This is a genomic window from Janthinobacterium sp. TB1-E2 (genome assembly GCF_036885605.1).
Lineage (GTDB): Bacteria > Pseudomonadota > Gammaproteobacteria > Burkholderiales > Burkholderiaceae_D > Janthinobacterium > Janthinobacterium aestuarii.
Genome location: NZ_CP142523.1, coordinates 2,033,738 through 2,052,116, shown reverse-complemented (window position 1 = coordinate 2,052,116; position 18,379 = coordinate 2,033,738). Strand labels below are relative to the sequence as shown.

At 62.7% G+C, this 18,379-nt stretch carries 20 protein-coding genes and 2 tRNA genes; 11 read left to right on the top strand and 11 right to left on the bottom strand.

Translation table 11 applies throughout. From position 1 onward, the window contains the following. The first annotated feature begins 43 nt into the window (after positions 1–43). Both OPV09_RS09240 and OPV09_RS09235 read left to right on the top strand, forming a co-directional pair. Entirely contained in the window at positions 44–247 is a 204-nt protein-coding gene (locus tag OPV09_RS09240) for a hypothetical protein (RefSeq protein ID WP_070300899.1), read from the top strand. Continuing rightward, positions 222–497 (top strand): type II toxin-antitoxin system RelE/ParE family toxin, encoded by a 276-nt coding sequence (locus tag OPV09_RS09235; RefSeq protein WP_034759194.1) that lies wholly within the window; start codon positions 222–224, stop codon positions 495–497. The genes OPV09_RS09240 and OPV09_RS09235 overlap by 26 nt, the downstream gene beginning before the upstream one ends. Before the next feature lie 40 nt (positions 498–537). Here OPV09_RS09235 and OPV09_RS09230 read toward each other — a convergent pair whose 3' ends face one another. The 3 genes from OPV09_RS09230 to OPV09_RS09220 form a co-directional block, all read right to left on the bottom strand. Next, the gene (locus OPV09_RS09230) at positions 538–1,668 is read right to left on the bottom strand and encodes an acyltransferase (RefSeq protein WP_338681342.1); all 1,131 of its coding nucleotides are present in this window, start codon (positions 1,666–1,668) and stop codon (positions 538–540) included. A 129-nt stretch (positions 1,669–1,797) separates the two neighbouring features. Further along, positions 1,798–3,186: a hypothetical protein gene (locus tag OPV09_RS09225; protein WP_338681341.1), complete on the bottom strand. Its 1,389-nt coding sequence runs from the start codon at positions 3,184–3,186 to the stop codon at positions 1,798–1,800. Positions 3,187–3,263: 77 nt separating this feature from the next. Then, positions 3,264–3,578, bottom strand: coding sequence for an ArsR/SmtB family transcription factor (locus tag OPV09_RS09220; RefSeq protein WP_034759577.1), 315 nt, complete (start codon positions 3,576–3,578; stop codon positions 3,264–3,266). A 106-nt stretch (positions 3,579–3,684) separates the two neighbouring features. Between OPV09_RS09220 and OPV09_RS09215 the strand changes: the two genes are divergently transcribed. Further along, on the top strand, positions 3,685–4,773 hold the full coding sequence (locus OPV09_RS09215) for an NADH:flavin oxidoreductase/NADH oxidase (protein ID WP_070300894.1): 1,089 nt from the start codon (positions 3,685–3,687) through the stop codon (positions 4,771–4,773). Here the strand turns inward: OPV09_RS09215 and OPV09_RS09210 are convergent. Further along, positions 4,767–6,266, bottom strand: coding sequence for an MDR family MFS transporter (locus tag OPV09_RS09210; RefSeq protein WP_338681340.1), 1,500 nt, complete (start codon positions 6,264–6,266; stop codon positions 4,767–4,769). The two genes, OPV09_RS09215 and OPV09_RS09210, sit on opposite strands and share 7 nt — an antisense overlap. Beyond that, positions 6,263–6,721: a MarR family winged helix-turn-helix transcriptional regulator gene (locus OPV09_RS09205; protein ID WP_034759213.1), complete on the bottom strand. Its 459-nt coding sequence runs from the start codon at positions 6,719–6,721 to the stop codon at positions 6,263–6,265. Before OPV09_RS09205 ends, OPV09_RS09210 begins: the two co-directional genes overlap by 4 nt. A gap of 119 nt (positions 6,722–6,840) precedes the next feature. Between OPV09_RS09205 and OPV09_RS09200 the strand changes: the two genes are divergently transcribed. Further along, positions 6,841–6,916 (top strand) — tRNA-Lys (locus tag OPV09_RS09200). Between the two features lie 79 nt (positions 6,917–6,995). Then, positions 6,996–7,071, top strand: a tRNA-Lys gene (locus OPV09_RS09195). Between the two features lie 73 nt (positions 7,072–7,144). Here OPV09_RS09195 and OPV09_RS09190 read toward each other — a convergent pair. The 4 genes from OPV09_RS09190 to OPV09_RS09175 form a co-directional block, all read right to left on the bottom strand. Next, positions 7,145–8,230, bottom strand: a complete 1,086-nt coding sequence (locus tag OPV09_RS09190) for a type VI immunity family protein (protein ID WP_338681339.1) — start codon at positions 8,228–8,230, stop codon at positions 7,145–7,147. A gap of 4 nt (positions 8,231–8,234) precedes the next feature. Next, entirely contained in the window at positions 8,235–8,954 is a 720-nt protein-coding gene (locus OPV09_RS09185) for a VRR-NUC domain-containing protein (protein WP_338681338.1), read from the bottom strand. Beyond that, positions 8,951–9,517 (bottom strand): PAAR domain-containing protein, encoded by a 567-nt coding sequence (locus OPV09_RS09180; protein WP_338681337.1) that lies wholly within the window; start codon positions 9,515–9,517, stop codon positions 8,951–8,953. The genes OPV09_RS09185 and OPV09_RS09180 overlap by 4 nt, the downstream gene beginning before the upstream one ends. A gap of 271 nt (positions 9,518–9,788) precedes the next feature. Continuing rightward, a complete protein-coding gene (locus OPV09_RS09175; protein WP_425324049.1) occupies positions 9,789–10,535 on the bottom strand; it encodes an AraC family transcriptional regulator in 747 nt (248 codons plus the stop codon). A 93-nt stretch (positions 10,536–10,628) separates the two neighbouring features. Between OPV09_RS09175 and OPV09_RS09170 the strand changes: the two genes are divergently transcribed. Beyond that, positions 10,629–10,895, top strand: a complete 267-nt coding sequence (locus OPV09_RS09170; RefSeq protein WP_338681335.1) for a hypothetical protein — start codon at positions 10,629–10,631, stop codon at positions 10,893–10,895. A 57-nt stretch (positions 10,896–10,952) separates the two neighbouring features. After that, a complete protein-coding gene (locus tag OPV09_RS09165; protein WP_338681334.1) occupies positions 10,953–11,558 on the top strand; it encodes a YigZ family protein in 606 nt (201 codons plus the stop codon). A gap of 3 nt (positions 11,559–11,561) precedes the next feature. On the opposite strand, the gene OPV09_RS09160 is transcribed toward OPV09_RS09165, so the two are convergent. Both OPV09_RS09160 and OPV09_RS09155 read right to left on the bottom strand, forming a co-directional pair. Beyond that, a complete protein-coding gene (locus tag OPV09_RS09160; protein WP_338681333.1) occupies positions 11,562–11,951 on the bottom strand; it encodes a hypothetical protein in 390 nt (129 codons plus the stop codon). Positions 11,952–11,960: 9 nt separating this feature from the next. Then, entirely contained in the window at positions 11,961–12,338 is a 378-nt protein-coding gene (locus OPV09_RS09155) for a nuclear transport factor 2 family protein (protein ID WP_338681332.1), read from the bottom strand. Positions 12,339–12,601: 263 nt separating this feature from the next. Between OPV09_RS09155 and OPV09_RS09150 the strand changes: the two genes are divergently transcribed. The 4 genes from OPV09_RS09150 (at position 12,602) to OPV09_RS09135 (ending at position 18,370) form a co-directional block, all read left to right on the top strand. Continuing rightward, positions 12,602–14,002 carry an L-cystine transporter gene (locus tag OPV09_RS09150; RefSeq protein WP_338681331.1) on the top strand — a complete coding sequence of 467 codons (1,401 nt, stop codon included), beginning with the start codon at positions 12,602–12,604 and terminating at the stop codon, positions 14,000–14,002. A gap of 80 nt (positions 14,003–14,082) precedes the next feature. Next, positions 14,083–14,847, top strand: a complete 765-nt coding sequence (locus OPV09_RS09145; protein ID WP_070300876.1) for a histidine phosphatase family protein — start codon at positions 14,083–14,085, stop codon at positions 14,845–14,847. An 18-nt stretch (positions 14,848–14,865) separates the two neighbouring features. After that, complete coding sequence (locus tag OPV09_RS09140) at positions 14,866–15,744, top strand: NAD(P)H-hydrate dehydratase (RefSeq protein ID WP_070300875.1); 879 nt, start codon at positions 14,866–14,868, stop codon at positions 15,742–15,744. 112 nt (positions 15,745–15,856) lie between these two features. After that, entirely contained in the window at positions 15,857–18,370 is a 2,514-nt protein-coding gene (locus OPV09_RS09135; RefSeq protein ID WP_338681330.1) for a TonB-dependent receptor, read from the top strand. Positions 18,371–18,379: the final 9 nt, after the last annotated feature.

The window sequence follows — 18,379 nt, the reverse complement described above, 5'->3', positions numbered from 1 at the left end:
CCTGCGATACAGCTTTATCGGACTGTCGTATAATCAGACAATCATGAACGCCACACCATCCTCGACCATGTCCGAATTTGCTACAACGGAAGCAGCCGAAACCTATGAACAATGGTTTCGCGCAAAGGTGCTGGCGTCGCTCAATGATGACCGCGCTACCGCCTCGCACGAGACAGTCATGGCGCAACTGAGGAAAATCGTCACGCCGCAGACTGACGGCCATGCTGCCGATTCAATGGAAGGTTGAAGCTCAAGAAGATTTGACCGCGATACTCACGTATATCGCGCAGCACAACCGGCCGGCAGCGCTGCAGCTTTACCATGACATCGACAACGCCATCTCCCGGCTTCCCTGCCACCCTCACCTATACCGGTCCGGAAGAGTTTCAGGCACGCGCGAACTGGTTGCCCATCCAAACTATGTCGTCGTGTATCGAGTTGAAGCAAGCGCGATAGAAATTCTTGCCGTCATGCATACGCGGCAACTATATCCTTGAGCAACAATACCTCCACCCTTTTGCATGACGCCCCGAGTTTCTAACGCGACACCAGCGCCTGCCGCCCGGCCAGATGCGCCACCACACTCCCCATCACCCGCCCCAGCGGCACCTCCACCCAGCGGTAAAACGCCGCGCCGGCCGCCAGGCTGGCGCCCCAGGCCGTCAGCATGCCCAGTGCCTGCCACTCGGGATCGAGTGGAACGTAGGTGACAAACAAGGCATTCACCAGCAGGCTGACGGGAAAGTGGACGAGGAACACGGCGTACGAGATGCGGCCCAGCGCGTTGATGATGTTCCAGGCGCCGCCCTGTGCAGGCGTGCGGGCGCGGCCGAACAGGAACAGGGCGCAGGCGACGATCAGGGCCAGCGCGATGCGGCTGCGGTAGTCGACGGCCAGGGCCAGCAGGACGGGCACGGCGGCCATGGCCATGAGCACGGTCATGGCGCCGGGTTTACGGGCCGGATCGCTGGCCCACCAGGCCAGCATGCCGAGACCATAGCTGCCGAAGAAATACGGCGCCCAGTTATCCCAGTCCGCGTCGAGATTGAAATACAGCAGGGAAAAGGTGATGCCCACGGTGACGGCCAGCGGCATCAGCCAGTGCCGGCGCCGCTTTCCCGCCACGCGGCCACTCAGCCACAGCAGCGATACGGTCAGCAGGTACAGCTGAAAATCGATGGCCACGTACCAGGCGCCGGCCGACAGCGATTCGTAGCCCAGCACGCCGTGCAGCAGCAAGGCATGGGCGCTCAGCTGGCCCAGGGTGACGGCGGCCGACATGGAATCGTGTTGCATCCAGATGCCGGCCACAGGCGTGATGATGGCCGCGAGCAAGGTGGCAGCCAGGAAAGGTGGCGCCAGCTTGGCATAACGGCGCCAGACCGCTTGCAGAGGGTTGGCAATGCCGGGGCGGCCTGCGGGCGAGAGCGATTTGGCGACGAGAAAGCCGCCGATGACGAGGAACACTTGCACGGCGATGCGCGCGCTGCCGCCGAGCCAGTCCAGCAGCTCGGGCCACAGCGGCTGCACGTAGTCGGACATAGGCCCGTAAAACGCCAGATGGTGCAACACGATCAACTGCGCCGCGCCTGCCTTCAAACCATTGATCCAGCCAAACTGCGGACGATGTGCCAGGTCCGCCTGTGATACCACTGCTGCTGCCGTCATTCCCTATCCTTGCCGTGCCAGGTAGTCTCGCCGGCCATGCGCGCAACGGGCGCGCGGCCGAGGATTTACCGAAAGGCCGACATCATAGCCGAGCCTGGCATTTCGGTGACGCGCGGCAGACGACCGATATCAATCCTTGCGCGACAAATCGGCACGCAACAGGGTCTGGATCACGCTGCCGCCCTGCTCGTTCGCACGCACGGCGACCACCATGGACGGCATGACGAACAGCACGCCATCGTGCTCTTCCCAGGTATCGAGCAGTTGCTCCAGTTCGCGTCCCAGCGACTGCGCCCGCCCGATCTGCCGAGCCAGCTGCGCCTCGCACTTGCCGTCATAGCCGACGCGGCGGGGGCACTCATCGATGCGCACGAACGGCGTCTTGCTGTCGCGCAAGCGCGCGGACAATTGCGCGGCCACCGCCGCCGGCGCGCCATCGAGATACAAATGGTAAGACGGCACACGGCAGCATCTCCCGGACAACAACAGCAAGCCGACCCTGGCGCCGAATGCGGCCGTGGTGGCTACCGGCACATAGGCAAACGGCGGCGTGTTGCCGTCCCATACAAAAGTCTTGCGCTGCTCGGCGGCGTTCGCCCCGCGCCAGCCGGACAGGCAGACGGCATTGTCGGCGGCAAAACAGGTTCGGTAGCCGGTTTGATCGCTGATAAACAATTGCTCTACCGGATTGCGCGCGCCGGCAGCCTCGGGCGCGGTGCCGTCCGGCCGCACTTCCCAGCTGCCCGCGCCGTTCTTGTGCCATGCCAGCGCCGTGCGCGACCAGGCCCATAGCCGCTCGTAAGGGTGGAATTGGTAGGTAGGCGTATCGGCCAGGTAAATTCTCGGCAGCGGGATCGGGTCTCGCCGCTTGCCGTCCGCATCGACGACAAGCACCACGGACGGCGCATATTCGCTATCGACATATGCAAACGACCTTCCATCAGGCGAGATGGCCGCCAGGACATACGCGTACAGGTTGCCATCGCTTTCTGGCGGACTGGGCAGCACAGTGGTTTTTAGGGGCAAGCCACGCAACAGGAAACCGGGGCGCTGGTCGCCGGGAAAATAGCGCACGCCGGGAAAGAGGGGAAAGCCATGCGGATACGCCTCGGTGCCCCTGTAGCCGTCTCTCGACGCCGCGACCTTCTCGACCACGGCCTTGCCCGCTTGCTCGTGGACCAGCGCCAGCACGCTGTCATCGTCAGGCAATCTGACGAAATAGACGGGCTGGGCGAAGTCGGTCCAGCGTTCGATACCACCGGTGGTCTTGACGATAACTTTATCGCCATATATCAGCCGCATGGAATTGTTGTGCGTGGACATCAGGGAACCGCCGCCCTGGCGGTACTCGACCGACAAGGCGGCAAACCGCCCGTATGTGTCGGCCTTGGTCACCTTTTCGCCGCGCCGCAACACATCGGCATATTCGCCCGTGGCCGGCTCCGTGTAAGGCCAGCAGCCAGTGAGCAGTACGAAAGCGGTGGCGCAGCACCAGCGATACCGTGCAGGAATTCTCATGCGTGATCAACCTTTCAGCTTGAGACTGCACTCCAGTGCTGTAAATTCGGCAATCTTGCAGGCATTCTACGACAGATTCAAGGCTGATTCGCTTGCGGCTGCGCGAGGATGGCGTCGAGCAAGCCGGGAAAACGGCTCTCGATATCGGCGCGGCGCAGGGTGTTCATGTGCGTCGTGCCCGCGTTTTCCGTGTAGACGAGGCCCGCTTCGCGCAAGACCTTGAAATGGTGGGAGACGGTCGATTTCGGCCGCCCGCCGTCCAGATCGCCGCAAGCGGCCGCGTCGACTCTGGCCAGGTGGCGCACGATGTCGAGGCGAATGGAATCGCTCAAGGCGTACAGCACTCTTTCGAGGACGAATTCGCTGGCGGGAGGATGTTTGTGTGGACGCATGTGCAGAATCATACAGCATGCGCTATACTAATTCCATTCTTCGAATATTTACGAACTACCGAATCAGCATTCACCCACATTTCCACCAACAAACACAAAGGCCACCATGTCCGCCCTCTTCCAGCCCTACACCCTCAAAGACATCACCCTGCGCAACCGCATCGCCGTGCCGCCCATGTGCCAGTACATGGCCGTCGATGGCCAGGCCAACGACTGGCATCTGTCGCACTACGCGGGCATGGCCCGTGGCGGCGCCGGCCTGGTGATCGTCGAAGCGACGGCCGTGGCTCCGGAAGGCCGCATCACGCCCGGCTGCACCGGCATCTGGAACGATGACCTGGCGCAAGCCTTCGTGCCTGTCGTGAAAGCCATCAAGGCGGCCGGCTCCGTGCCCGGCATCCAGATCGCCCACGCGGGCCGCAAGGCCAGCGCCAACCGCCCATGGGAAGGCGACGACCACATTCCTGAAGGCGACGCGCGCGGCTGGCAAACCATCGCCCCGTCCGCCATCGCCTTTGGCGGCGGCCTGCCGAAAGTGCCGCGCGCCATGGACCTCGACGATATCGCCCGCGTGAAACAGAACTTCGTCGACGCGGCCGTGCGCGCCCGCGAAGTGGGCTTTGAATGGCTGGAACTGCACTTCGCCCACGGCTACCTGGCGCAAAGCTTCTTTTCCGCCCACTCGAACCAGCGCGACGATATCTATGGCGGCAGCCTGGAAAACCGCAGCCGCTTCCTGCTGGAAACATTGAAAGCCGTGCGCGAAGTGTGGCCCGAACACCTGCCGTTGACGATCCGCTTCGGCGTGCTGGAATTTGACGGCCGCGACGAGCAAACCCTGCTCGAATCGATCGGCCTCGTGCGCCAGTTCAAGGACGCGGGCATGGACATGATCAGTGTCAGCATGGGCTTCACCATTCCCGACGTGTCGATTCCATGGGGCCCGGCCTTCATGGGCCCGATTGCCGAACGCGTGCGCCGCGAAGCGGGCGTGCCCGTCTCGTCCGCCTGGGGCTTCGGCACGCCGGCGATTGCCGAGCGCGTCGTCAAGGACGAGCAGCTCGACGTGGTGATGGTGGGCAAGGCGCACCTGGCCAATCCGCACTGGGCATACTTTGCCGCCAAGGAACTCGGCGTGGAACGCGCCTCGTGGACCCTGCCGGCGCCGTACGCGCACTGGCTCGAGCGCTATTGATCGTCCTTGACCGTTGCCGGATGCCCCTCCAGAGGCAGTTCCGGCAGGAACAGCAGGAAGACCAGTCCCAATAGCAGCAGCACGGCGCCGGCGCCAAACACGCTGGCGATCGCATGGCGGTACACGTCCACCGTCTGCGCCGCCGCCTGCGCACCCAGCGCCGAGACGGCTTCCACGCCGTGCTTGTGCAGCTGATGCGCGAGGATGGCGCCCGACGCCGTCACGCCCAGCAAGCCGCCCAGCGAGCGGAAAAATGCCAGCATGGCCGTGCCAACGCCGCGGCGCGCCAGCGGCAAGGCATTTTGCACGGCGATCGTCATGTTCGGCATCACCAGTCCCAGCCCAGTGCCGAGGAAGAAGATGGCCGGCTCGATGATCCAGTAGCCGCGCGACGTTTCCATGCCCCAGGCCAGCACGGCAAACGCCAGCAGCGCCACGGCCAATCCCGCCACCTGCACCATCTTGTACTTGCCCGAGCGCGACAGCACCCGGCCATTGAAGATCGACGAGGCCACCAGCCCCACCATCATCGGCACCGTCATCACGCCGGACTCCGCCGGACTCGTGCCCATCACCAGCTGGAAGAACAGGGGAAAGAAGACGCTGGCGCCCATCAGGCCCATGAAGGTCACGGCCATCACCAGGCTGGCGATATTGAAGGTGCGGTTTTCGAACAGGTCGGGCGGCAGCACGGGCTCATCCACCTGCCCCACGTGCACCGCCAGCCAGATCCCCAGCAGCACGGCAATGCCGCCGCACACCTTGATGGCCAGCCCATCCCACGGCCACTCGGTGCCGCCCAGCGCCAGCACCAGCAGCGCCGCCGTGATGGCGCCCGTCAGCAAGGCCGAGCCCAGATAGTCGATCTTGTGCGCATGCGTGCGCGCCGGTTTGCGCATGGCGCGCGCGATGATGACAAAGGCGGCGACGCCGATGGGCAGGTTGACATAGAAAATCCAGTGCCACGACAAGGCATCCGTGATCACGCCGCCCAGCACGGGACCGAGCACGCTGGTGACGGCATACACGATGGGCACCATGCCCTGCCGCTTGCCCCGCTCGGCCGGCGGCACGATGTCGCCGATGATGATTTGCGCCAGCGGCATGAAGCCGCCCGCACCGAGACCCTGGATGGCACGGAAGATGATCAGCTCCGTCATGTTCTGCGCCAGCCCGCACAGCACGGATCCGAGCAAGAAGGTCAGCAGGGCCGTAATGATCATGGGGCGGCGGCCGTACTGGTCGGCCAGCTTTCCGTACAGGGGCATGGTGGCCGTCGAGGCCAGCACGTAGGCCGTCACCACCCACGACAGATGGGCCATGCCGCCCAGGTCATCGACAATGCGCGGCAAGGCCGTGGCGACGATGCTCTGGTCCAGCGCACCGAGTCCCAGCACGGCCATCAGGCCCAGATAGATGGCGCGCACTTCGCGCTCGGTGACGGGTTTGGCAGCACCTTTTTCTGCGCCTGTGGCTTGATCGTGGCGGCTCATGCTTGTCCGATCTCAAGCAGCGGCTGCATGGCCGCTTCCAGTGCATCGATCTGCTGCGGCGTCAGACGGGCAATGCGCTGCGCCAGCACATCGCGGCGGCGCGCACGCAGGGTTTCGAGGATGGCCAGGCCTTGCGCGGACACCTGCAGCCCCGAGCGGCGCCGGTCTTGCGGATCGGGCGCGCCGCGCTCGACCAGCCCCGCCTCTTCGAGCGACTTGACCTGCGCGCTGACGGTCGGCCCGCGCACATTCTGCAGGCGCGCCAGCGCGGCCACGCCGATGCCGGGCTGCTCGTGGATCAGGGCCAGCAGCATGTATTGCATCATCGACACGCTGCCTTCCAGCTCGCCCCCTTCGCGTTGCATGGAGCGCAGCAAACGCTTGAACGCCGTGCGCAATTCATCGGACAGCGCCAGCGCGCGTTCGGGGATGGGAAGGTCTTCGGTAGTGGGCATGGGAATATATAAGTAGGTAGGCTATCTACCTATATTAGTGCACCTCCGAGCGCTGCGCAAGGTTTTTTCCATCCCCGCCCTTCCCAAAACCGCCGCTGGCCGTCATAATAGCCGCCCTTGGGTCGTTAGCTCAGCTGGTAGAGCAGCGGACTTTTAATCCGTTGGTCGCAGGTTCGAATCCCGCACGGCCTACCAAGAATTTGCAGTACGCTGACTTGCCGCCATGGCAAGCCCGTACCGCACAGTGTTACCGCAGTAAGTAGTCAAAGTTTTTGGGTCGTTAGCTCAGCTGGTAGAGCAGCGGACTTTTAATCCGTTGGTCGCAGGTTCGAATCCCGCACGGCCTACCAAGAATTTAGCAGGACAGGGCAGGGTTACCCGCTTCGGCGCGTAGCCCTTTTTTGCGTCCCTGTATTTCTATTTTTAAAGTCGCCCTGGCAACGTCGTCTCCTTGCTTAGCTTAGGTTCGTCCAACAGCTTGGCTTTGAAACTAAGCAGTTCCTCAGGCGGCACATCAAAGCGAGCCATCCAGCGAGCGGCAGCAGCGCCACGGATACGCGGCTCACCAAACGCAGATGCGCCGTGAAAACTTCCCATGTTGGTGCTTCTTACTTCCTTCAGCAGCATGTTCGGCAACACATAGGATGCTGGCTGTGGATCATCATCTACTGACGCAGGTGCCGCGTAAGGCCCAGCCTGAATGACTATGCCTTCGCTGTACGGGTACAGGGCAAACCAGTCCATCGGCAACTCCGAGCGCGCCGCCGAAATACCGCCGGCCTTTTCAAGCAATTCGTTATTGATCGCGGTCAGCCATGACACTGTTTTAATCCCAGTCCCGGCACCCTTCATTGCCTTGATAGGACTGCCAATGTCGTAGTCATAGTATTCTTCTGAGGTGATCGCTTCAGTAGGCTCGTTGTCGTAGGCACGCACCAACGACAGCACCAGCCCATTGCCGCCATACCCATGCACGGCTTTCAACAAGTCGGCGAACTTGACAAACATCGCCTGAAAGGCCAGCGGGTGTTCTTCCGCGTACAAATGGGGCATGGAAAAGCGTACGACAGACAGCCCCCAAGTACCCATCTTAGCCTGCCAGTCACCCCTGCCAGCGACTTGAAATTCCCATTCACCCGCGTCTACATTCTGCTCCCCACTCGTGTACCCGAAGCTTACGGCACTAGCCTCCGTTAGCTGCTTCATCAACTCAGCCATAGGCTGGGCGTCACGGTAGGGCAGACGATCCTTGCCATCTTTAGGCTCTTCACGCCAGAGCCAAGTAAGATATTGCCCTGCTATGGCTTCGTACTCGTCGAAGCATGCACAAATTGCAGCCCGTGCAGCAGGCGTATGGGCGTCTTTGAAGAACAACGTACCTGTCAAGGCGGGAATCGCCCCCACGTAGCCTTTCTTCGCACGTTCCATGAATTGGCCACCGGGAATCGCCATCCTTTCCTGATTCTCTTTCAGGAGCTTAATCCTGTCGATTTTTGAAAGTTCATCCATGCTCTTAGTCCTTTAGATTCGGAAGTTTCTTGGGTAGCCTAGGACGTCTTCCACCACGCCCGCCCTTATTGGCGATGATGTCAAGCATTCCCTTCAACTCGTCCTTCAGTTCTTCCGCCTTCAAATCCTCTGTACGCTTCTTGCGGTCTGGATCGTCACAGCTACACATTGTCGGCGTCAGCAATGCCAACTTGTCTTCGCCAGATATTATTTCATAGCTTTCTGCTTGAAGGCTGCCCCAAGGGTCACCATCGAACTTGATCTCGACTACCTGTTTGATATTGTCGTGTGTTGGCGGCTTTGTAGGGTCTTTGACGATAACAACATCCGGGCGGCGCACATAACCTTCGCCCGGCAACCATAGCGGATGCGTAGGGTCGGCGTCCCAGTTCTTCTTAATCCAGCCGGGCGCCCAACGGTGGGCCATCGTTTTTGTATTGAAATCCATGATCGGCACTGGCGGGTACTTGGTCATATCGTAGTTGACTTCAGCCTTGTGCTCGCTCTGATAACCCGCCAAGGCGTCGCGTTTGCTCATCATTTTTGATACGCACACTTGCCGCAGGCTTTGCCCTTTCTTACCAATTTCTGGCACAGCCTTACACTCGCAAACAGCCATACACAGTACGTCTTTGTCTTTTCCGTTTACCTCGGCGAAATTGATATGAACAGGTGTTGTAGTTCCATTGAGCGACATTTCTCCTGTAGGGTAAGGGCCACTCATGCGCCTGACTCCATAAGGTCAAACGCAAGCGCTTCGGAGGCATCACGCTCGATCCATTGAGTGAATCCCTCGCTGTCAGTCTGCCCGGTAAGGTACTGGCCGTCCGTTGATCGTACACGCACGCTAGTAGCTGCAACAGGTTCGCCAGTGATACGGTCAAGCACTTGGAAGCGGCCCTTGAACCTCTGCCCCTCCGAGTCTACAGGTTCGTCTTCGTAGGCCGCAGCCATCGTACCGCTAATCAGCCCAAACCGATCATCAAGTCCACCTCCAGTACCGGGGGCGGCTCCGCCACTAGGAACAGTCGTTGTTATGCCCTGCTTGCCACCGATGAGGGTTGCCCCACACGCGACCTTGCAGCCGTCGTAGGCGACAGGAGCACCATCAGAAATGAAGTTGGGATCGCCTTGCGCAATTGGAAACACGCCTTTACAACGCGGACAACTCACCATATCACCCTGACGCGCCCACGGAAACCCCATAGTGTCCGTCGTAGACCCTGCTGTAATCACTATCCCGCCATGGTCTGTTTTGTCGCCTAATACGATGATAAGCTGCCCCATATTGCCCTCACATTAATCTTATAAAAAAAACATTAACAATTCATTGTAAAGGGAAAATAATAAAACGCAACAAGTTCTAGGTACCGCAGTGAGAAGTCCGGGCAAAGATAGTACTGAGCACAAGAACGGGGAATGCATGCGGGTTCTGACACGTTAGAGGCCTGAACTTTTAATCCGTTGGTCGCAGGTTCGAATCTCGCACGGCCTACCAAGAATTTGCAGCAAACAAAAAGCCAACCGTTCGCGGTTGGCTTTTTGTTTTGCGCACCAGCTATTCCAGCCCCTCCCCATACCTCCCCGGAGTCACGCCCATTACCCGCTTGAACATGGCGATGAAGGCGCTGACGTTGTCGTAGCCCAGGTCCAGCGCAATTGCCGTGACGGGCTGGCCGGCGGCCAATAGCTCCAGGGCGCGCAGGATGCGGGCGCGTTGGCGCCAGGCGGATGGCGTAAAGCCGGTCTCGAGCGTGAAACGGCGGGCCAGGGTGCGCGGCGACACGCCGGCCCAGGCGGCCAGCGCTTCCACGCCCCGCTCGTCGGCCAGGTCATCGAGGATGGCGCGCGCCACGCGCAGCAGGCGCGGGTCCGTGGGCAGGGGCAAGCCGAAGGGCTCGTGCGGCGCGGCGGCGATTTCGTCGAGGATCACGCCTGCGATCCGTTCCTGCCGCGCATCCAGCGCGCCATCGTCCCAGGCGCTGGCGCGGCCCACCGCTTCGCGCAGCAAGCCCGAGACGCGCATCACGCACGGCGCGGCGGGCAAGCTGGCGCAACTGGCTTCGTCCACATACACGCTCCAGCCCGCAAACGGGCCATGCGAACGCAGGCCATGGACGTGATGGGGCGGCATCCACACGCAGTGGCTGGCCGGCACTACCCACTGCCCGCTGTCGGCGGCAACGGAAAGCAGGCCTCGCATGGCGCCGAACAACTGGCCGCTGGCGTGGCGGTGCGCCGCCGTCACCCTTTCCTGCCGCTGGGTAATGCGCATGGCGCGCAGCGGCAGTGATGGCGACAAGATTGGCGGATTTGACGTATTGAATGACATAAACAACGCAGGCAAGACAATCTGGCCATCATACAGTGAAGTCTTTCCAACATTCAGGAGTTCACCATGCGTGCAGAAGACGTATTGCCGGATCAACAAAACCAGGGCCAGTTCAATGGCGTGACCGTACGCAAGGGCACGGTGGGCGCCTTCCTGGCCAATGCCAAGGTATGGCTGGACGAGTCCAGCGGCATCGACGAAAAGGCCATCGCCAAGCGCGACATTGTCGACGCGCTGCCCGCCCTGCGCGCGCTGGGACTGTTCGATATTGTGCAAGTGCGCGATGCGGCGCTGCGCGAACTGGTGGCCGCTTCTGCCGCGCGAGCAGGCTGACTCGTCCACGGCGCGCATTTCCTCTATCATGCTGCTTTGCCCGCCTTCGCACCCGTCATGCCGTTTACCATTGCCACCCACGTCCACAGCGAACTGATCATCAAGAAAAGCCGTTTCATCGGTTGCGTGCAGCCGATGACGGACCGCGCCAGCGCGCAGCAGGTGGTCAATGACTTGAAGGCGCAGCATCCTGGCGCCTGCCATGTGTGCTGGGCGCTGCTGGCGGGCGGGCAGTCGGCGGCCGTCGACGATGGCGAACCGAGCGGCACGGCCGGGCGGCCCATGCTCGACGTGCTGCGCCACCAGGACCTGGAAGGCGTGCTGGCGACGGTCGTGCGCTATTTTGGCGGGATCAAGCTGGGCGCGGGCGGCCTCGTGCGCGCCTACACGGACAGCGTAGCGCAAGCGTTGTTGCAAGCGGAAAAGACGGCCATCGTGCGCCAGCGAACCCTGCGCTGTACGGTGCCGTATGCGATGGAAGGCATGCTGCGCCGCGAACTCGATGGCGCCGGCGCCGCCTTGCTGAACGTGGAACACGGCGAGCACGTGCTGTTCGACTTCAGCCTGCCTGAAACGGCGGCCACCGCCCTGCTCGCGCATCTGCATGAGGCGGGCAATGGACGGATAGCCTGGCTGAAAGTGGAAGCCGAAGAGGAAGAATAAAACTTACAAATTAGGCGGGCGCTTGAGCTGCAGCAAGATGAAATGCGTCCACGCCAGCGCCGGCAGCACCATCAACAGCAGCATCAGTCCGGCCGGCATGTCCGGCACGAAACGCACGAAGCAACCAAGAAAGCCGGCGATGGCCAGCCAGAAGCGCCAGTTGAAGGCATACGCCTTGCGCGCCACCGTGGCCAGCGCGATGCGCCAGAATTCCAGCAAGGCCCACACGCCGCCCGTCAGCAGCAGCGCGGCCAGGGCGTTGGTGCCTGGGGCGTCGGCCCAGGTGCGCACCAGGTTATACAACAGCACGGGATAGCCGGCCGTGATGGCCAGGGTGGCCGGGCCGGCGGCGATGACAGCTTCAAACAGCTGCCCTTTGGAACGATGATCCACTGATACTCCTCAAGCCACGACGCCGGAATGGGCGGCGATCACTTGCAGCGCGCCGGCCGCGTCCTGCGCCCAGACGCGCGTAAAACGGAAGTCGCCATGCGTTTCCACGTCGTGATAGGTGCCCGTCAGCTGCATGCGCACGGAAACGACGGCCACGTTGCCGTTGATGCGCACATGGCGCTCGGACGCGCGCAAGTCGGTGATGGCCAGCAGGCGCTGCTCGTGCGCGGCCAGGTCCGCATGCTTGCTCAGCAAATGGCCCAGGTGATTCGTAAACAACAAGTCGTCGGCCAGCAAGGCGTTCAGCCCGGCCACGTCGGAGGCCATCATGGCCAGGCGCAAGCGCTCTTCCGCATCGAGCACTTGTACTTCAGTTAATGCATTCATCTTCTTCCTATCAAATAGTCTGGCGCATCTTAGCAAACGGGAAAAGCATGCTTGCACGAAATAGCTAAATTCACAATCAGCCACAAGGCTTATACCTGTGAAGCATATTTATATAGCGTAATATTCGCAGCGGTATTGCGCAAAACGCCACCATAGTACTGTACAGTGCTTGCCCTTCCGCCCCGGGCTGGGGCAGCTGTCAGTTGTAGTACTGTTTTATGTGCTCCGTGCAGTCTCGAATAAAACCAAGATAAGGCCCCTTCATGGCAATTAACATCATCCTGAACCTGCTCGTTGCGTTGCTCGTCTTCGCTTTCATGTTCCACCAGCAACGCAAACACGCGACGTTTACCGTGCGCGTCTTCACGGGCCTGGGCCTGGGCGTGCTGCTCGGCGCGGCCGTGCAGTGGCTGTACGGCGCCGGCTCGCCCATCATCGCCGGCACCAATGAATACATGGACATCGTCGGCAGCGGCTACGTCAAACTGCTGCAGATGATCATCATGCCGCTGATCATGGTGTCCATCATTTCCGCCATCCTGAAACTCAAGGACGCGAGCTCGCTGGGCAAGATCAGCGCGCTGACCATCGGCACCCTGCTCATCACCACGACCATCGCCGCCGCGCTGGGCATCCTGATGGCCAAGCTGTTCGGCCTGACGGCTGTCGGCCTGACGTCGAGCGCCGCCGAAGTGGCGCGGGGCATGCAGCTGCAAGGCTCGCTGGAAACGGCGAAAGCCCTGTCCCTGCCGAAACTGCTGGTCAGCTTCGTGCCGACCAACCCCTTCCTCGACATGACGGGCGCGCGCAAGACGTCGACCATCGCCGTGGTCGTGTTCTCGATCTTCATCGGCATTTCGGCCACGGGCATCGCAGCGAAAAAGCCGGAGATTTTCGCCTCGTTCGAGAACTTCATGAAAGTGGCGCACGCCATCGTCATGCGCATGGTCACCCTGGTGCTGCGTCTGACGCCGTACGGCGTGTTCGCGCTGATGTTTGAAGTGGTCGCTTCGTCGAGCTACACGGACATCTTGAAACTGATCAACTTCGTCGTCGCCTCGTACAGCGCGCTGATATTGATGTTCCTCGTGCACCTGGCCATCATCGCCGGCGTGGGCCTGAACCCGCTGCGCTTCGTGAAAAAAGTCTTCCCCGTGCTGGCATTCGCGTTCACGTCACGCACCAGCGCAGGCTCGATTCCAATGAGCGTGCAGACGCAAACCCAGCGCCTGGGCACGCCGGAAGGCATCGCCAACTTCGCCGCCTCGTTCGGCTCGACCATCGGCCAGAACGGCTGCGCCGGCATCTATCCCGCCATGCTGGCTGTCATGATCGCCCCGACAGTCGGCGTCGATCCCTTCACGGTCAGCTTCCTGCTGCCCTTGCTGGCCATCATCACCATCGGTTCCGTCGGCGTGGCCGGCGTGGGCGGCGGCGCCACGTTTGCCGCGCTGATCGTGCTGTCGGCGATGGACTTGCCCGTCGCGCTGGCCGGCTTGCTGATCTCGGTCGAACCGCTGATCGACATGGGCCGCACGGCTCTGAACGTGAGCGGCTCGATCACGGCCGGCACCGTCACCAGCCGGGTCATGGGACAGACCGACCTGGCCGTCTACAACAGCGACGATGCGCCGGACTTGGACGAAGCGGAACACGCCGCCTAAGCAGCTCTCCAGCGGCGCGCCGCGCCTTGCCGCTTTCCTCTATATTTATCAACAATAAATACGGAGGAAGGCGCAAGGCGATGGAACAGAAATGGCCGCAGCAAATCTGGATCGTGCGTCACGGCCAAAGTGCCGGCAACGTGGCGCGCGATGCCGCCGAAGCGGAAAAACAGTTGTTGATCGCCATCGCCGAGCGCGATGTCGACGTCCCCCTCTCCGAGCTTGGCACGCGCCAGGCGCAAGCCCTGGGCGACTGGTTCGCCACCCTTCCCCCTGAACAACAACCGACCGTCGTGCTGTATTCGCCGTACGTGCGGGCGCAGCAGACGGCGCAAGCCGTGCTGGCGCGCATCGATGCGGACAGCTTGAACTCCGTGGTGGCCGACGAGCGCCTGCGCGAAAAGGAATTCGGCATCCTCGACCGCCTGACCGTGCACGGCATCGCCAGCAAGTATCCGGAACTGCACGAGCAGCGCCAGCACGTGGGCAAGTTTTACTTCCGTCCGCCGGGCGGCGAAAGCTGGTGCGACGTCATTCTGCGCCTGCGCAGCGTGCTCGACACCATCACCCGCGAATACAGGGGAGAACGGGTGCTGATCGTCGGCCATCAGGTCATCGTCAATTGCTTCCGCTACCTGCTCGAGCGCTGCGACGAGCAAGCCATCCTGGCCATCGACAAGGCGGCCGACGTGCCCAACTGCGGCGTCACTTCCTATGCTTTCAACCCGGCTTTGGGCAAGCACGGCAAGCTGCAGCTGGACCTGTGCAACTTCGTCGCGCCACTGGAAGAATCGGGTACACCCGTCACGGCCCAGCCCGACATGCCGGCCGCGCCCAAATCCTAGTTTTTTCGGAGGCCATGCATGGACACCACCGACATCACGCCTACCCTGCTGCGCTCCTGGCCCCTGCCCATGCCGCAGCCCGACGGCGACAAGGAAGTGCGCGGCCATCTGCTGATCGTCGCCGGCTCGGCCGAGATGCCGGGCGCCATCGTGCTGGCCGCTACGGCAGCGCTGCGCGCGGGTGCAGGCAAGCTGACCCTGGCGACGGGTGCATCGGTGGCGGCGCAGGTAGCCATCGCCATGCCTGAGGCGCGGGTCATCGGCCTGGACGAAACGGCGCAAGGCGGCTTCCGGCATGAGGCGCAACACCAGCTGGCGCCGCTGGCCGGCAAGGTCGATGCCGTGCTCGTCGGGCCAGGCATGTGCGACACGGCCGCCAGCTGCGAGCTGATGCGACATTTGCTGCCCCTGTTTGCGAATAGCCGTCTGATCCTTGACGCCTGCGCCATGCAGGTCGTGCGCAAGCCCGCGCACTTCCGCTTCGACCAGCCCGTGCTGCTGACGCCGCACGCGGGCGAGCTGGCCCAGCTGATGGGCCTGTCAAAGGACGCCGTGCTGGCCGACCCGCATGCCTGCGCCACGGACGCGGCGCGGCGCTGGAACGCCATCGTCGCCCTGAAAGGCGCGCTGACCGTCATCGCCATGCCCGATGGCACGACCTGGACGCATGCGGGCGGCAATATCGGCCTGGCCATTTCCGGCTCCGGCGACACCTTGGCCGGCATCATCACGGGCCTGGCGGCGCGAGGCGCGCCGCTGGAGCAGGCGTGCGCCTGGGGCATCGCCCTGCATGCGCTGGCGGGCGAACAGCTGGCCCTGCGCTTCGGCATCCTCGGCTACCTGGCGCGCGAAATCCCGGCCGAGATTCCAGCGCTGCTGCGCAATCTGGCGGCATAAAAACAACAGCATAAGCATATCCAGAAAGAATCGTTAGCGCCGGCGGGCGCCTCCCTTAAGCTCATTGCAACTGTTTCCATACGAACACTAATCGAGCCCAAAGGACACCGCCTTGTATCCGCGCCATTCAACCGCCTCCCCATCCCTTCCCGCCACGCCGCTGCGCGCCATCGTGCTGGCCTGCGCCATGCTGGGCACCGCGCCCGCCTGGGCACAGGACGCGCAAACCAGCACCAGCACAGGTACCGCCGCTGAAACGGCCAGCGCCAGCATCGACCAGGTCACCGTCGTCGGTTCGCGCGCGCGCAACCGCACGGTGTTCGACAGCAGCGTGCCCATCGACCGTTTCGGCGCGCGCGAAGTGAGCAATGCGCTGTCGACGGGCGATGTGGGCGCGGCCCTGCAAAACCTGTCGCCGTCGATCAACTTCCCCCGCATCGAGTCAAGCGGCGCGTCGGACTCCGTGCGCGGCATCCAGTTGCGGGGACTGGCGCCCGACCAGGTGCTGGTGCTGATCAACGGCAAGCGCCGCCACACGAGCGCCGTGCTCGACACGGAAAGCAGCTTCGCCGGCACCGTGCCGGTGGACATCAATGCGATTCCGCCCAACGCCATCGACCATATCGAAATCCTGCGCGACGGCGCCGGCGCCCAGTACGGCAGCGACGCCGTGGCGGGCGTGATCAACATCGTGCTGAAAAAGGCGCGCACGGGCGGCTCCGCTTCCGTCAGCTACGGCGCCAACCACACGCATTTCGAGCCGACCGACCAAACCCTGATGGATGGCCAGACCGTCATCGTCAACGCCGACTATGGCGTGCCGCTGGGCGAGGCGGGATTCTTCCGCTTCGGCGCGGAAACGCGGCGCCGCTCGCCCACGGAACGGGCCGGCCCCAGCGACGCGGGCTGGACGTCCTACAACTTTACGCCGGCCGACCAGGCGCTCGACGGCAAGGTCGTGTTCAAGTCCGGCGACTCGCGCCAGCGCAACAACTATGTGTTCTACAACACCCAGCTCACCCTGGCCAACGGCCTCGACCTGTACTCGTTTGCCACCCTCAACGAGCGCAAGTCCGACGGCAGCGCCTACTTCCGCTATCCGGGCGACCCGTCGAACGTACTGGCCCTGTATCCGAACGGCTACCGCCCCGTCACCAACGGCGACAAGCGCGACCTCAGCATCGTAGCCGGCGTACGCGGCAGCGCGGGCGAATGGAACTGGGACGCCAGCGCGCGCCACGGCAGCGACCGCTTTGACTACGGCGTGAGCCACTCCGTCAACGCCTCGCTGGGCGCGGCCAGCCCCACGCGCTTCAGCCTGGCCGGCTTCGATTTCCGCCAGAATGCCTTGAACCTCGATGCCACGCGGACCATCGACATCGGCTTGCCCGCCCCCTTGAGCGTGGCCGTGGGCGCGGAATGGATGCGCGAGACCTACACCAGCTCGGCCGGCGACCCTGCCTCGTATGCGGCCGGCAGCTTCACGGACGCGCCGCCGGGCGCGCAAGCGGGACCGGGCTTGCGCCCATCGGACGCCTACGATGGCAGCCGCCAGATCCGCTCCGTGTATGCGGACGTGGAAAGCGATCTCACGCCGCGCCTGCTGGTGGGCGCCGCCGCCCGCTACTCGCACTACAGCGACTTCGGCAGCGCCAGCACGGGCAAGCTGTCCACGCGCTACAAAGTGACGGACAATTTCCTCGTGCGCGGCTCGCTGTCGAACAGCTTCCGCGCACCGGCCCTCGTACAGACGGGCTTCCGCTTCGCCACACTGAACTTCAACGCCGATGGCACGGCCCTGCAAACGGCGGCCCTGCTGCCGGCCGGCGACCCGCTGGCGCGCAGCTTCGGCGCACAACAGCTGAAACCTGAAAAATCGACCAACGTCTCGCTGGGCCTGGCCTGGAAACCGGCCGCCGCCACCAGCGTGACGGTGGACGCCTACGTGATCCGCATCCGCGACCGCATCACGCGCTCGAGCGACTTGCAAAGCGACGCCGTCACGGCCTACCTGGCCGCGAATGGCCGCAGCGACATCCAGTCCGTGGCCTACCTGGCCAATTTGCTCGACACCGCTACCCGCGGCCTGGACGTGGTGCTGAACCACGACCTGGCGTTCACGTCAGGCAAACTGAACCTGAACGCGGCGCTGAACCTGAACAAGACCAGCCTCGACAAGGTGCGCCAGAGTTCCGCTGCGCTGGCCAATATCGATCCGAGTCTGACCCTGCTGACGGAGACGAGTTTGTTCCGCATCAAACATGCGTCCCCCAACAGCAAATTGATACTCGGTGCCGACTGGCAGGCAGCCGGCTGGGGCGTGCAGGCGCGCGCCACGCGCTTTGGCGAGCTGAAAGATTTTTCGTACGACAGCGATGCGCCCCTGATCGACGGCATCCCCGCACAGCGCTTCGGCGCCGTCTGGTCGCTGGACCTGGAAGGTCAGCTGAAACTGAGCAAACAGCTGACCTTGAGCGTGGGCGGCAACAACATCCTCGACCGCTATCCGCAGCGCGTGCGGGAAACGAATAACGCCACGTATGGCGGCGCCCTGCCCTACAATTTCATCAACCCCATCGGCGTCAATGGCGCGTACTTTTACGCCAAGCTGAACTACACCTTCTAACGCCACGGA